Source organism: Mycobacterium sp. (assembly GCF_035633495.1).
In the GTDB taxonomy this organism is placed as follows: domain Bacteria; phylum Actinomycetota; class Actinomycetes; order Mycobacteriales; family Mycobacteriaceae; genus Mycobacterium.
In genome coordinates this window covers 1-14,445 of sequence record NZ_DASQEU010000162.1, presented here as the reverse complement: position 1 = coordinate 14,445, position 14,445 = coordinate 1, and the positions used below count along the sequence as shown (strand labels likewise).

The window sequence follows — 14,445 nt, the reverse complement described above, 5'->3', positions numbered from 1 at the left end:
GGTGATCCGGCCCCCGTCGGACGGCGGAGGGCTCCGTCGCGGCGGACGCAGGCGAACTCCCCGTTCTTCGACACGACGAGTGCCCACTGACTGTCAAGCGCTGCGACGTGTCCGCCGAACGGCAAAGTGCCACTGGACATCTGCGCCACCGTCGACGTCGTCCAGTCGGCGAGCTGCAGGATGGTGCCTGCGGCCGCCGAGGTGAGGAGGAACGCCGAGGACGAGTCGGCGACAGCCGCTTCCTTGGCCCCGTCGAGCGACGCGAGCAGGGTGTCGACGGTGCTGCCGGGATTCGCGCCCAGGCTGTACGAGTCGAGGTGCGGTGAGGGGTCACCGTCGAGCACCAGCGCCACGGGTGAGCCGGCAGCTGAGGCGGTACTCAAGGCGCGGACGTCGACGGGCGACTGCGCGAACGCCGTGGCATCGGCACGGTCGGCTGCGGCGATGCGCGCCACCCAGACGCCGTCCGCGTCGGCGATGAGGAGTCGATCGGAGATGTCGTCGTAGGCGAGGTGGTCGACGTCGCGGTAGCCGTCGCCGATGACTCTCTGTTCGTAGCCGCCCGGAACGGGCCGGAGCAGGTCGAGCAGCATCAGACGACCGCCGCGTTCGCCGACGATGGCGGCGTTGCGGTTGGCCGAATAGGTGAGGGCGACGGCCTTCGTGAAGCCGGTGGCGACGGTGGGTGCGGACATTTCGGCTCCTGCGGCGGGAGGGATGGGGGACCTACTCCGCCAACGCTGGGCGCGCGCCGACTGGGACACACGGGTAGCGCACTACCTGCCTTTGGTCTTCGATCGTGCCAATGCCGGTTTGGGTCGTGGCTAGATCATTGCGACGTCTCGAGGAGAACTACCAGAACAGGGCGGCGCGGTCGAAGGGACGATTCTGCTGCGGAGGTGGCGCTTCGATGCCGTCGCTTGGGTGCGACGCACGTTCGTCTCCCTGCGACGGCGCGATCATGTGCGACGCGCTACGCCTGACCCAGGTTGCGGCCGGGTGCGGTACTGCTGGTAGGCGTTGCCACGGGCAATGCCGAGGGCCGCCCGATGGGACTCCACTCGACGTCCAAGTCCCGAGCACAGTCTATTGCGGGCTTCAATTTCTGCTCGGCGCGCGCGATCGATTCGGCCGAACGGCTTTTCTTAGCCGTGCGCAGCGCGTCGCCGGCCACGGTGATGTCGTGTAGTGCGGTAAATCTCAACGAGGCGTGTTTCGACGCCTGCAAAGTGTTGGTCAATTGATGGCCCCCAACCTTCCCGCAAACAATCGTCAGGGTGTGAAGTGCGAAAGTCGACGTTAAAATAGTGCAGTGATCGCAGCAAATGGCATGTCGCGAGCTGTGAAGAGATCGTCGCCGTGCAAATGCAGCGACTAGCTGGGTAATTGCTCGCTTTGCGAGACGACATGTGATTGGTTCGGGGCTGGGCGTGTTTGCCAGATAAGCACCGGCAAAAGCCGATGATTGTCCAAGTACTCCGTGCCATTCACCGGAGCGCGGTCGGCGTTTGATGGCTACGCCCACGCCACTCAACACGCATCACGTATGACTCGCCGTCAGATCTTCGATCCGCGTGTCAAACCTGCCGAGATTGCTGTCGACGGCAGGTGTGCTGTCGAGGCGACGTCTCGAGTTTCTTCGCTCGATCGCCGCCGCGTGTTGCCCCAATGGCCTCATCAAGATCGTATGCGCAGTTGAGCCGCGGTTTCGGCTTGCTCGATGGCGGCAACCGGGACCAGTTTTGACGCCGCGCCGTAGTCGCCCGCGTCGACAGCCGAGTTCTTTGCTCCCCGCGGCCTCTCTATGTATAAGCTTCGTCCGTCGAAGGCAGCTGAGCACCACGTGGCGAGTCGCTGGTGATCTTCTGGCACCAAAGGGGATGGCAATGGGGCGGCACGGCAGATCCAATTTCGCGGCAGGTCAGGCCCTTGGCCCTGACCCTGGGCCGGGCGCGGTCGGTGCGGCGAACTACGTGGGTCGCGTGGGCGCGTTGGCGCTGGCGTTGGGTATCGGGGCGGTCGTTGCCGGCGGCGCGGGACTCGCTAACGCCGAAGGCACCAGCGCGGCGGGCGGTGGTGGTGCGCAGCCGGCGTCGGACTCGACCGCCGGCGAGGGAACCGTTACCGGGCCGACCGACGCCACCTCTCATGCCGACGGATCGACCGGTGCCAAGCCCCGCACGCCGGGGTCGTCGAGCGTGCCGAAGATGGAGCTGGGCGGAAGCAATAGTGCGGCGACGAACGGCCTTCCCGGTCAGCAGCCGGGCCCGGACTCACTGCCCGGCTTGATCGCAAGTATTCCGCGACGTATCGCCACGCTCGTCACCGAGGCCAGCGAGGCCAACGGGCCGTCGACTTCACCGACCCGCGTGGGTTCGAAATCTCAAAGTCACTCACCAGGGAGCAATCCGCCCAGCACTGCCCTCGACCAGACTGTGCCGGCCGCTATCGCTGGCGACACAGCCACGGCACGTCATGCCGCTGCGCAGCCTTCCGTTGCGGCGCTGAACGTTTCGCCCGAAATGACTACCGCTTCCGAGTCTCTGTTCACGTTCACCGCTCCCGTGCAGGCTGCCCAGGCGCAGTATGCGCCAGTCGCGACGATGGTCTCCGGCTTGTGGGCGGCCCTTGACACCACCTCGTCGGCGAACGCCGGTAATTCACCGGTTGCACCGCTGCCGCTCGCGCTAGGCGTGTTGCAGCTGATTCGCCGCGAGATCGAACACGCCGTCCTCAGCCAAGGGGCGGTTGGGGCGCCGAGCAGTCTCGTCAGCTCTGCGGCGGCAGTGACCCCGACGCCGAACGCCGCCGTCACCACACCCGGAGTCCCCAGCCCCGGCGACGTCGCGCACACTCCGTACGGCGACGTCGGCACGTGGCTGCTGCAGCCCAACGGGCAGATCGCGAACTACGGCGGAGTTCCGCACAACGGCATGACGGTCTTGGAGCCGATCAACGTCATCATCATCGACCCGACGTCCACCAGCCCGGAGCAATCCACCGCGAGACTGAACGCGGCCATGGCACGGGCCGGGTTCCCGGCACAACCAGTGCACAGCACCGGCTTTCAAGGCACCGTCAACGGCAAGACATACGGCCAACAGCCTTCCGGCCTGCTGCAAGCCTTCTCCGACAACTTCTTCGTGTTCCCCAACGATCACGGCCGGATGTTCGGGCCGGCCCCCGCGGCGGGCAGCACGGGCTATGTCTGGACTGGCGCGTTCAGCACCGAACAACTCAATCCAGCCAACCCGTTCACGCACGAGTACGTCTCGTCTGAGATCGCCCGCGCAGAGCTCGTACGTCGGCTCGTCGCCACTGGCGGCGCGAGGGTGGTGGACGTCGTTCCGCTGGGCAATGCCTACAACACGGGAACCTTCACCACCGGCGATCACGACGGCTACGCGGTGGTCCTGGAGCTGACTCCGTCAGTGGTGACACTGCTTCCCACGGGCGGCTTGCTCGGGGCGGCCTGCGGGCATGTCGACGATCTTCCAGGACCCGTGGCTCGGCATGTCGCGACCGACGTGTGTGTCGTGGCCGCGTCGGTATCCAGCGCGCTCGGGCTGCGTTCGGCTATCTGAAACCATGACCTCGTGCCGCGATCGACGACGGGGTGCCGCGGTATCCAAATGTGTTGTGTGCAGTTGCGTTAGATCGCATCGAGCTTTGCTACCGGGATGCTCTGCGGCGTCGATTCAAGGCCCGCACTAACCGCCGAACGTCGACACTCCCGACGGCGACACCTGAAATCCCTGCAGGCTGCCCGCGAGGGTGCCGACGCACGCCACTCCACCGGTGATGGCCATGCAGGTGGAGCCGATGCCGTTGACCCGGTGTCCGACGGGCAACTGTTTGATCGGTCCGGGGTATGCCGGGGTGCTGAACTTCGGTGCGTCGGTGCGACGGATTCCGGAGGTGCCGGGCAGTTGGGTGAAGACTTCGTTATGGCCACTGGTGACGCCGGGTAGTCGCCCGTCGCAACCGATCTCGCCGCCGCTGTAGACGATGATCGAGCACGTCAGGCCGCCGTCCACGGTGAAGACCGGGAACAGGTTCTTCGCGCCTTGCCCGACGACGTAGGTCTCATCGCTGAGAACGAACTCGTTCGGATCGGAGAAGCCCGGCGGCAGGCCGTCGGTCGCGGGGCCGATGCCGGTGCCGTTGGGAGACAACACCATCCACTTCGTCACCGGCTGCCCCTTGGTGCAGGCAGTGAATGGCCCTGAGGCGACGGCACATTCGAAGTCGCCGAACACGATCTTCTGTCCCTCGCGCAGCACCGGTGCGGCGTCTCCGGTCGACTTCACGAACCGGGGGCTGGCGGTCGCCCGCAGGCCCCGCGCGTTGGCGTCGGCCGTCAGCACGATCTCGTTGACGCCGCTCAAAGTTCCCGGCAGTCGTCCGTCGCATCCGGCGACGCCGCGGTCCGGCTGGATCGCGCACAACAGCCCGTCGGGGGTCTGGAAGTAGGCCTCGTTGCCCATGACGAAGGCTTCGGGCACCACGGCGAGGTAGCCCCGCAGGTCGGGCATCGCCGGCGGCGCGGCGCTCGCAGGGGCCGTCGACGAAGCCACGATGCCGGTGAGTAAGGAGAGAACGATCAGTGCGGAGCGCATCACCCTGCAATGTAGGCGAACGACGCCCGCTGCCCCAAAGTCGCGTAGTCCTACTCATCCGCGGCGACCCACCGCCCGGCATGCTGGGTTCATGACACTGACCAAGTCATCGTCGGACGCACCCACGATCGCCGACGACGCTGCACCCGTCCGCGATCGCGCCGTTGACGTCGCCCGGCTCGGCGCGCTCATCGTCGTCATGTTCGGGCATTGCGCGCTGCTGCTGGCCACCATCGACGCCGGCGGTCTGCGGATCGGCAACCTGCTGGGCGAGCTGCCCGCGCTCGCCCCGATCACCTGGGCCGTGCAGGTCATGCCGCTGTTCTTCCTGGCCGGCGGTGCCGCGGGCGCGTATGGCTGGAAGCCCGGCACGGCGTGGGGCACCTGGCTGTTCACCCGGTCGCAGCGGCTGTGCCGGCCCGTGTTCTGGTACCTCGCGGCGTGGGTGGTCGGCCTGCTCGTCACCCGGCTGGTGCTGGGGGCCGAGTCGGCGGCGGGGCTGGGCCGCGAGTGCGTCGCACTCCTGTGGTTCCTCGGCGTGTACCTCGTCGTGCTCGCCTTCGTCCCGGCGTTGACGCGGCTTCGGACGGGTCGAGCGGTCGCGCTGGTCGTCGTCGCGCTGCTGGCCGCCGCGGGCGCGATGGACGCGATCCGGCTCGCCCTCGGGACACCCGAGGCGGGCGTCGCCAACTTCGTCTTCGTGTGGCTGATTCCGATCGTGATCGGCGTGGCCTACGCCAAGCGGTTGATCGGCCCGCGAGCGGCGCTCGCCGTGGCCGCGGTCGCCTTCGCCGCGCAGGTCGTGGCCGTCATGGCCGGACCGTACGAGGTCTCCCTGGTCGTGACGGGCACCGAACGCCTGTCGAACGTGTCGCCGCCCACGCTGTTGCTCGCGCTGCACTGCACGTGGATGTCATGCCTGTTCGTGGCGGCCGCGGGCACGATCCGCCGCTGGGCCGCGCGGCCGCGGGTCTGGCGCGTCGTCGCGGTGGGCAACGGGGGAGCGATGACGCTCTACCTCTGGCACATTCCCGCGATCGCGGTTGCCACCTTCGCCCTGCTCGCCGTCGGTGTCGACGCGTACGACGTGCACGCGCCGGGCTTCTGGGGCCGCCTCGCGGTACGGGCCGCCGTGTTCGCGGTCGTCATGGCTCTCGCGTTCATGCTGCTGTCTCCGCTGGAGCATCGTCGGCTGCCGTGGTGGGACGCGCGGGCTCGAGCCACGGGTGCCGGCTCGGTGGCCGCAGGGTTGCTGGTCTGCGCGGCCGGCGTGGCGCTGCTGCTGATGGCCAAGGAGGGGCTCAGCGGCGTCTCGGGTTGGTCGTCGCTCGGATTCTTCGTCGGCGCGGCGGCGGTCGCACGGATGTGCGCGGGGTCGACGTCGGTGTGATCGAATGACGAACGAGATGGCCACCACCCACGAGATGGACGACGCCGTTGACCGTCTGCGCGCGGACTACGACGAGACGCCATACACCTCGAATTCTTTCCCCCAGTCGGCCCCTGGACAGCTGGCCGCGATCGCGCACCTCTTCGGATTGGATGCCCCGGACGTCTCCAGCTCGCGCGTGCTCGAAATCGGTTGTGCCGGAGGGGGAAACCTGATCCCGTTCGCCGCTGCGCACCCGCGGGCGCGTGTCGTGGGCATCGATCTGTCCCAGGTGCAGATCGAGCAGGGACGTGCGCGCGTGGCGGCCCTAGGCCTCGACAACCTCGAGTTGATCGCGGGCGACGTCGCGCAGATGGACCTCGCGGCGTTGGGACGATTCGACTTCATCGTCGCGCACGGCGTGTACAGCTGGGTGCCTGCGGCGATACAGGATGCGCTGTTGTCCGCCTTTCGCGGGTCACTGGCTCCCGACGGCGTCTGCTACGTCAGCTACAACACGTACCCGGGGTGGAAGTCGAAGGAGGTTCTCCGCGACGCCATGTTGCTGGCCAGCGGGACCAGCGAGACACCGACGGACAAAGTGCGGGCGGCCCGCGGAATGGTCGACTTCCTGGAGCAGGTCGTCCCCGCCGACGGCGTGATGAGACGGGTGCTGGAAGTTTCCCAGGACCACGCCCTGGGTTTCGGGGACTCCTACCTGTTGCACGACGAACTCGCGACGTTCAACTCACCCTGTTACTTCTACGAAATGGTGGGGCGTGCGGGCGCTCACGGTCTCGCCTATCTGGCGGAGGCGCACCTCGAGACGATGATTCCCGCCAACTTCGGTCCCAAGGTCGACGAGTACTTGCGAGCCACGTGCGGTGGTGTCCAGGTTCTGGTGGAGCAGTACCTGGACTTCGTCCTCAACCGCATGTTCCGGGAGTCGTTGCTGGTCCATGTCGAACGGGCTCCGCAGATCAGATACGACCCGCAACCCGGCCGTGCAGAGCGCGTCCACATCGCTGCGTGGGTCCCGCCCGTCGACGGTCAGACTCGCCTCGACAACTCACGCCAAGAGTATCTGGTGTCCGACGGCGCGACCCTGTTCACCAACGATCCGGGCCTCAAGGCGACAATGGACTCTCTCAATGCGCGCTGGCCCGCGACGGTGTCACGACACGATCTGGTGGCCGAGGCGCAGGCACGCCTCGAGTCCGCCGGCTTCACCGTCAGCTCGAATCTTGCGGAACACGTGGACAACCTGATGTTGGTCCTGATCCTGCAGGGGGTGGCGAAATTCCGGCTCGACCCGGTGTCGCTGGAACCGGCATCCGAACCGTTGCGGCTTGCCGAAGAGACCAGGCGCACTGTCGAAGTGACGCGTGAGCGAGGTGACGCGTCGACCTTCAACCTCTGGCACGAGACTCTGATCCTGTCAGCGCTGGACAGCCTGCTGCTTCCACTGCTGGACGGCACCCGCGACTCCGAGTCCCTGGTGGAAGCCTTGCTCGCCAGCGTCCGCGAGCAGCCGATCGAGATCGAGCTCGACGGCAAGCAGGTGACCGGCGAGTCGGACGTCCGCGCCGCCTTGGCCAAGTACGTCGCCGCGCTGCCGCAGCACCTGGCCGAGCTGCAGCTGGTGCGGCCGGTCTAGCCCGCGGCGCTTGGCGCGGGAAAGCGCAATCTCAGCCGTCGGTGCATGCGGCACATCTCGTCGATCTCTTGCTGCAAGAGGTTGGCCTCGCCACGGAGCCGACCCGCGGTCTTGGGCATGTCGCGCTGGAGCGCTCGATCAGCCTCTGCATTGATGTTCTCCGCCCGCTGTCGACCGTCGGCGATCAGCAGCGCGAGTTCCTGGGCGAAGGTCGCCGCCTGGTAGCAGTCAGCTTCCGACGGTGGCCTCGAGCCGTGGGGCGCCGGCGGCAACGAGGGCCTCAAGCTGCTCCTTCGTCTTGCGCTCCACGAACAGCGGAACGAAATCGCGGATCGGTGCGGTGTCGAAGCTCCGTCGAACGGATCCCAAGATCTCGTGCACGGTGATCGCGGGAACTCCGGGAAAACGGTTCACGAGACGCTCGATCGCCGCGCTGATGAGTCGATCCTCTTCTTCTAAGAGAACCACAAGTACATGGTGCGGCATCGGAGCGGTGCATTCAACACGAGTGAACGAAATGTCACATGCGCGCCAACGGCAGACGAACAGCCGGCGGACGTCTTCGACGCTGGGCCGAACTGTCGTTGAGGTATGGCAGCGTGACGTCAGCGGGTTCCGGGATGTCGAGGTCTCCCGGATTCCCTGGCAAGCGGACGGCCCCCGGGGCATCGTTGACGAATTCTCCCCGGGGACCGTGCGCACCACTGTGAAGTGGGGGAGGAAGTCGATCCCAGTCGACGGATCCACCCGCCAGGTCGCCCGGCCCGTCCGACCGATTGGGTAGGGTCTCGGCGTGACTCCGAGCCCCGCCGTCAAGTCCGTAAATGCCCGCCTTGCCGAAGAACTCGCTGTTCGCGAGGCTCAGGTGGCCGCGACCGTGCGGCTGCTCGACGAGGGCGCGACGGTCCCCTTCATTGCCCGCTACCGCAAGGAAGTCACCGGCAGCCTCGATGACGGCCAACTTCGGACGCTCGAGGAGCGCCTCGGCTACCTGCGGGAGCTCGACTCCCGTCGCACCGCGGTGATCGCCTCCATCGAGGAGCAGGGCAAGCTCACCGACGACCTCCGCGCCGCGCTGCTGGCCGCCGACACCAAGTCGCGGGTCGAGGACATCTACCTGCCCTACAAGCCCAAGCGGCGGACCAAGGCGCAGATCGCCCGCGAAGCCGGCCTCGAACCGCTGGCCGACCGGCTGCTGGCCGATCCGACACTCGTCCCGGAGGGCGTGGCCGGGGAGTTCCTGAACGAGGACGTCGCCGACGCCGCCGCGGCACTCGAGGGCGCGCGGCACATCATCATCGAGCGCGCCGCCGAGGACGCCGAACTCGTCGGCGCCGTCCGCGCCAAGTTCTGGGCCGACGGTTCACTGCAAACATCTCCCTCGTCGACGGACATGGCGAAAAGCCCGGCAGCGCAGAAGTTTCGTGACTACTTCGAGTTCTCCGAGCCGTTGGAGAAGATGCCGTCGCACCGCGTGCTGGCCGTCATGCGCGGGGAGAAGGAGCAGGTCCTTTCGCTGAACCTCGAGGGCGGCGACGACGAGGTGTATCACGCCATGGTCGCCCGGACGCTCGGCGTCGACCTGTCTGCGAAGGCACCGGCAACGCCGTGGCTGGCCACCACCGTCAAGTTGGCGTGGCGGGTCAAGCTGATGGTCTCGGCCGCTGTCGACGCCCGCATCCGGCTCAAGCAGCGCGCCGAGTTGGACGCGGTCGCGGTGTTCGCGAAGAACCTCAAGGACCTCCTGCTCGCGGCGCCGGCGGGTACCCGCACGACACTCGGCCTGGACCCCGGCTTCCGGAGCGGCGTCAAGGTCGCCGTGGTGGACGGCACCGGCAAGGTCCTCGACCACTGCGCGATCTTCCCGCACCAGCCGCAGCAGCAGTGGGATCAGTCCAAGGCGATACTCGGAGCACTGATCGCGCGCCACGGCATCGACCTCATCGCCATCGGCAACGGGACGGCGTCGCGCGAAACCGACTTGCTGGCAACCGAACTCATCGCCGACATCCGCGCCGCCGGCGCCAAGGCTCCCGTGAAGGCGATGGTGAGCGAGGCGGGCGCGTCGGTGTACTCGGCGTCGGCGTATGCCGCACACGAACTGCCGACCCTGGACGTGACGATCCGCGGCGCGGTGTCGATCGCGCGGCGGCTGCAGGATCCGCTGGCCGAACTGGTGAAGATCGAGCCCAAGTCGATCGGCGTCGGGCAGTACCAGCACGACGTGACGCCGGGGACGCTGGCCCGCAGCCTGAACGCCGTGGTCGAAGACGCCGTGAACGCCGTCGGCGTCGATTTGAACACCGCGTCGGTGCCGCTACTCGCCCGGGTGTCGGGGGTGACGGACACGTTGGCCGAGGCGATCGTCGCGCACCGCGAGTCGACGGGGCCGTTCCGCAATCGCAAGGCCCTGCTGAAGGTTCCGCGATTGGGCCCCAAGGCTTTCGAGCAGTGCGCCGGCTTCCTGCGGATCATCGACGGCGACGATCCGCTCGACGGGTCCGGCGTGCACCCCGAGTCGTATCCGGTGGTGCGGCGCATCCTTGACCGATCGGGCGTCACCCTCGCGGAGCTCATCGGCGACGAGCGGTCGTTGCGGTCCCTGCGCCCCGCCGACTTCGCCGACGACCGGTTCGGCATCCCCACCGTCACCGACATCCTCGCCGAGTTGGAGAAGCCGGGCCGCGATCCACGGCCCGCATTCTCGACGGCGAGGTTCGCCGCGGGCGTGGAGAAGGTCGCCGATCTGAAGGTCGGCATGGTCCTCGAGGGCGTGGTCACCAACGTCGCCGCGTTCGGTGCGTTCGTCGACGTCGGCGTCCATCAGGACGGCCAGGTGCACGTCTCGGCGATGTCGGACCGCTACGTGTCCGACCCGCACGAGGTCGTGAAGTCCGGGCAAGTGGTGAAGGTGAAGGTGCTCGAGGTCGACGTGGACCGTCAGCGGATCGGCCTGACGCTGCGCCTCAACGACAGCCCACAGCAGCGCGGTGGCCAGAGCAAGGTGTCCGCGAAGGGTCGTGGCGAGCGACCAAACCCCAATCGCCCCAAGAACGCTGACCGTCGGGAGGCGACGCCGGCCGCCGGGTCGATGGCGCAGGCGCTGCGGGACGCCGGCTTCGGGCGGTAGCGGGGCCACGTTTGCCCGTCGAAGTAGCGCGTCACACTCGGGTTGCCGGGGTCGGGATACCAACCCGCCCCGGCAGGGGTGCACCCACTCGAAGTGCCCGCCTCGTAGCGACAATGAGGCGACCCTGTGTCGTTGGTGACCGCTGTCCCACCGGCCCTTGTAGCCCTGCTCACCGTCATCGTTGGGCCACCAGAACTGCCTTTGACGCCGGGCCGCGCGGCACTCGCCCGCGGCGTGCAGGCGACGACGGCGAAACCCGCCACAGGCCGACCTGAGACAATCGGGGCATGGCGTCTCCCTACCGCGGCTCACGTCTGGGCACTCGGTTCGGGCCCTACCAGCTGCAATCCCTGATCGGCGTGGGCGGCATGGGGGATGTGTACCAGGCGTACGACACGGTCAAGGACCGGACGGTCGCCCTGAAGCTGCTGCGGGCCGCGATGGCGATCGATCCGGGTTTTCAGGAGCGCTTCCGGCGAGAATCGCGGATCGCGGCGCGTCTGAAGGAGCCGCACGTGATACCCGTGCACGACTTCGGCGAGATCGACGGAGTCCTCTACATCGACATGCGCCTGGTCGAGGGCGCCAACCTGAAGGACGTGCTGCGCGTGGACGGGCCGCTGGAGCCGAGGCGGGCGGCGGCGATCATCACCCAGGTGGCGTCCGCGTTGGATGCCGCGCACGCCGACGGTCTGGTGCACCGAGACATCAAACCGGAGAACGTCCTGCTGACTGCCGATGACTTCGCCTACCTCGCCGACTTCGGCATCGCGCACGTCCAGGGCAATTCCAGCGTGACGATGACGGGATCGGTGGTCGGGTCGGCCGACTACATCGCGCCCGAACGCTTCAGCGCAGGCGTCGCCGGTCCCGAGGCCGACGTGTATTCGCTGACCTGCGTGCTCTACGAGTGCCTAACCGGTCGGCCGCCGTTCGAGACCGGCGACTTGGCGCAGCTGATGAGTGCGCACGTGCTGGCCCCGCCGCCACGGCCGAGCATCATGCGCCGGGGGATCGGGCGGGCGTTCGACGACGTCATCGCCCGCGGCATGGCCAAGCAACCCGAGGCGCGGTTCCCGTCGGCCGGCGAACTGGCCAGGGCAGCCACCGCGGCAGCCTCCACGTCAGGGGCACCTGTCCAGCCGGTCGTGGCAGCTCCGTCTCCTGGCCCAGCGCCCGGCACCCGACAGTTCTCGGCGATCTACCCGAATCCCGCCGAGACCGGACACAGCCCGTACCCGTTGCCCGCGCGAGCGCCCGTGCCGCCGGGTCGCACCTCGGGGCTCAGCCGCGTGCAGAGGGCTCTGGTCGCGGGCACGGTGCTGGCACTCGGTGGCGCGGCAGTCCTGGCGTTGGTGTTATTGCTGCGCAACGGGATTGGCGGCTCGCCGACGGCGGCACCCTCGACGGCGTCGTCTGAGGTGAGCACGCCGTCGATGACGACCGTATCGCCGACGTTCTCCGGCGCCGATTCACAGGGCTTCCTCAACCAGGCGGCGCGCTGCGACACCGGGGACCTGGCCGCGGCGATGATCCGCACCGCCAGCTCCCTGGCCGTGATCTGCCAGTCGGCGCCGAACGTCTTCTACTACCACGGCGAGCGCCTGCGCGACGGAGCCAACCTCAGGTTGGCCGACGCGGTGCCTGCCGACGGGGGATTCGACGTCACCAATCCCGCCGACGGCGCCCGCTACGAGGTGCGCCCCGACCGGCTGACCATCATCAGCAACGGTCGCGTGGACTCCTCCGAGCCGCCGGTGCAGTACGCGTCGAGGTAGGGCGTCAGCGTGTCGTCGTCGGTGGCGTGCCGCGAACGTCGTCGACAACGCTACGGATGGCATCGACCACCACCTTCGGTGAGTAGAGGTAAATGGCGTGCCCGCTTCGGGTTTCAGTAATGCGCTCAGCCCCGAGTACCGTCGTCAACCGGTCCTGTGACGCCAGCCAGTCGGTGAAGGTCACCTGGTCACCCCTGCTGGCTTCGGGAGGCAGCAGGTCAACGCGCCACGGCTTGTCCGCCGACAGGACGACGGCAGGCACCTTTGGCATGGACGGTGCCGCATTGATGCGACCGAACCCATCGATCAACTGCACGCCTTCTCGGACCTGAGGCGACGTCGCGGCGTTGGTGGCGTCCCAGTTGGCGAGCTTGGCCGGGCTCACGACGTCAACCATGAGTTCGGTGGCGGTATCGACCATGACGAGGCCGCCGACGGTCTGCGGATACGTGCGCGCGTAGAGGGTGGCGATCAAGCCGCTGTAGGAGTGCGGGACCAGGACGTAGGGCTGCGGTGCGGCCAGTGCGAGCAACAACGCGTGCAGATCCGCGAGGTCGGCGTCGAGGGTGTGCGGCTGAGTTCTCGGCGTGGTGAGGTCGGCGCCGTTGAAGCGGACGTCAGGCCGGTCGTAGGTGCAGACCCGGGTGAACCGGGCCACCGACGGCAGGACGGCGTCGTCGCTGTGTTCCAGCCTTCCTTCGCCCAATGCGAGGTCGTCGCCTGGGGCCACGTGCACGGGGTCGTCGGATGCGAGGAGCTGCAGCCAGTCCTCGGCGCCGTTGCCCTTGCCTGCCATCAGGACCACTGTCGGGGAGCCCGTACCCCGACATTCCGCGAAGATGCTGCGCCCGTCACCGACCTGGACCAGGCCGGCGAAGTCGGGTTCGCCTGCACCAGAACGGTTGCAGGAGAGCAGGGTCAGACTCAAGCCCAGTACGCAGGCGATCGCTAATCGTCCGTGGCGCGTCGCGTACGTCATGAGCGCCTCTCGATGGGCGACCACGTCGATCATCTCGCAATGAACGTCCGGTCATGACGGATGGTAGCCGTGCGTGACCTCGGCGTTGGCGCTTCAGGCGAAGCTGCGACGCGATCGGAAAGCTCATCGCAGCCGCACCGAGGAGCAGCGGTTCGACGTCGGCTGACGGCCGGTGGTGACCGAATCCATCCGCCGTCGAGAGATGAAGTCTTAGGCTCCGATCCATGTCGATCGACCGCGCCGCACTCGCCGCAGGCAGCATCCGTCTCGCCTCGGGCATCTCGTTCCTCGTGGATCCGGTCCGCGCGAACCGACTCTGGGGTAATCCCGAGGAGCCGGTCGGCGGGGCGCGGCTGTTGCTGTACTCAATGGGCTACCGCGACGCGCTCATCGGGGGACTACTCACGGTGGCGGCAGTGCGTGGTCGGGATACCCGCGGGTGGTTCCTCGCCTCCGGCGGCGCGGACGCGGCCGACCTGCTTGGTGGGATCAGCACGCATCATCAGATGCGGCGCTCACAGCAGTTGATCGGGCTTGGCGGTGCTGCGGTTGGCATCGGCGTTGGGCTGTGGGGGGCGACGCGTCGGAGAACGTCGAAACCGGCTGGCGGCGGCCAGCGGGCATAGCCCATAGTCACGCTCTTTGCGCGATGTATGCTATGCCCCTTGATCTTTCGTGCATGCGTGAAAATCAACGCCAGTTGCGGGGCCGAACCAGCCCGCTTTCAGTCAGCCACTGGAGTCAATCGAATCGCAGCGAGTCCGAGGCGACCTGACGCTTCAGTGAATTCCTCGACCGAGGGGATCCCGCTGTCGCGAAACTTCAGTCCCATCGAGCGCTGCGCCTTCTTGGCGCCGTAGGCCTCGGCGACGCGGTGAGCGAGGTCGGCGACGACCGCAGGTTCCGTGATGAG

Annotated in this window: 11 protein-coding genes and 2 pseudogenes; 6 read left to right on the top strand and 7 right to left on the bottom strand. The window is 67.6% G+C overall.

Features of this window, described 5'->3' with window-relative positions; genetic code table 11:
• The coding region (locus tag VET27_RS24095) for a hypothetical protein (RefSeq protein ID WP_526522230.1) at positions 1 to 695 on the bottom strand (695 nt) is incomplete at its 3' end.
• 1,287 nt (positions 696 to 1,982) lie between these two features.
• Between VET27_RS24095 and VET27_RS24090 the strand changes: the two genes are divergently transcribed.
• On the top strand, positions 1,983 to 3,584 hold the full coding sequence (locus VET27_RS24090) for a hypothetical protein (RefSeq protein WP_526522228.1): 1,602 nt from the start codon (positions 1,983 to 1,985) through the stop codon (positions 3,582 to 3,584).
• A gap of 126 nt (positions 3,585 to 3,710) precedes the next feature.
• On the opposite strand, the gene VET27_RS24085 is transcribed toward VET27_RS24090, so the two are convergent.
• The gene (locus VET27_RS24085; RefSeq protein ID WP_526522227.1) at positions 3,711 to 4,619 is read right to left on the bottom strand and encodes a hypothetical protein; all 909 of its coding nucleotides are present in this window, start codon (positions 4,617 to 4,619) and stop codon (positions 3,711 to 3,713) included.
• A gap of 91 nt (positions 4,620 to 4,710) precedes the next feature.
• On the opposite strand from VET27_RS24085, the gene VET27_RS24080 reads away from it, so the two are divergent.
• Together VET27_RS24080 and VET27_RS24075 are read left to right on the top strand one after the other, a co-directional pair.
• Entirely contained in the window at positions 4,711 to 6,009 is a 1,299-nt protein-coding gene (locus VET27_RS24080) for an acyltransferase family protein (protein ID WP_526522225.1), read from the top strand.
• Positions 6,010 to 6,013: 4 nt separating this feature from the next.
• The gene (locus VET27_RS24075; RefSeq protein WP_526522223.1) at positions 6,014 to 7,645 is read left to right on the top strand and encodes a methyltransferase regulatory domain-containing protein; all 1,632 of its coding nucleotides are present in this window, start codon (positions 6,014 to 6,016) and stop codon (positions 7,643 to 7,645) included.
• Here VET27_RS24075 and VET27_RS24070 read toward each other — a convergent pair.
• Both VET27_RS24070 and VET27_RS24065 read right to left on the bottom strand, forming a co-directional pair.
• A complete protein-coding gene (locus VET27_RS24070) occupies positions 7,642 to 7,929 on the bottom strand; it encodes a hypothetical protein (RefSeq protein ID WP_526522221.1) in 288 nt (95 codons plus the stop codon). The genes VET27_RS24075 and VET27_RS24070 overlap by 4 nt on opposite strands.
• Positions 7,874 to 8,113, bottom strand: a complete 240-nt coding sequence (locus VET27_RS24065; RefSeq protein ID WP_526522219.1) for a three-helix bundle dimerization domain-containing protein — start codon at positions 8,111 to 8,113, stop codon at positions 7,874 to 7,876. Before VET27_RS24065 ends, VET27_RS24070 begins: the two co-directional genes overlap by 56 nt.
• Before the next feature lie 325 nt (positions 8,114 to 8,438).
• Here VET27_RS24065 and VET27_RS24060 point away from each other — a divergent pair, with 325 nt between their 5' ends.
• Positions 8,439 to 10,775 carry a Tex family protein gene (locus VET27_RS24060; RefSeq protein WP_526522217.1) on the top strand — a complete coding sequence of 779 codons (2,337 nt, stop codon included), beginning with the start codon at positions 8,439 to 8,441 and terminating at the stop codon, positions 10,773 to 10,775.
• 8 nt (positions 10,776 to 10,783) lie between these two features.
• Here the strand turns inward: VET27_RS24060 and VET27_RS24055 are convergent.
• A pseudogene (locus VET27_RS24055) lies at positions 10,784 to 10,954 on the bottom strand (DUF2510 domain-containing protein); the annotation flags it as partial.
• Positions 10,955 to 11,062: 108 nt separating this feature from the next.
• On the opposite strand from VET27_RS24055, the gene VET27_RS24050 reads away from it, so the two are divergent.
• A complete protein-coding gene (locus VET27_RS24050) occupies positions 11,063 to 12,553 on the top strand; it encodes a serine/threonine-protein kinase (RefSeq protein ID WP_526522215.1) in 1,491 nt (496 codons plus the stop codon).
• A gap of 4 nt (positions 12,554 to 12,557) precedes the next feature.
• Here VET27_RS24050 and VET27_RS24045 read toward each other — a convergent pair whose 3' ends face one another.
• Entirely contained in the window at positions 12,558 to 13,565 is a 1,008-nt protein-coding gene (locus VET27_RS24045; protein ID WP_526522214.1) for an alpha/beta fold hydrolase, read from the bottom strand.
• Positions 13,566 to 13,756: 191 nt separating this feature from the next.
• On the opposite strand from VET27_RS24045, the gene VET27_RS24040 reads away from it, so the two are divergent.
• Positions 13,757 to 14,158 (top strand): DUF4267 domain-containing protein, encoded by a 402-nt coding sequence (locus tag VET27_RS24040; RefSeq protein ID WP_526522212.1) that lies wholly within the window; start codon positions 13,757 to 13,759, stop codon positions 14,156 to 14,158.
• A 98-nt stretch (positions 14,159 to 14,256) separates the two neighbouring features.
• Here the strand turns inward: VET27_RS24040 and VET27_RS24035 are convergent.
• A pseudogene (locus VET27_RS24035) lies at positions 14,257 to 14,445 on the bottom strand (hypothetical protein); the annotation flags it as partial.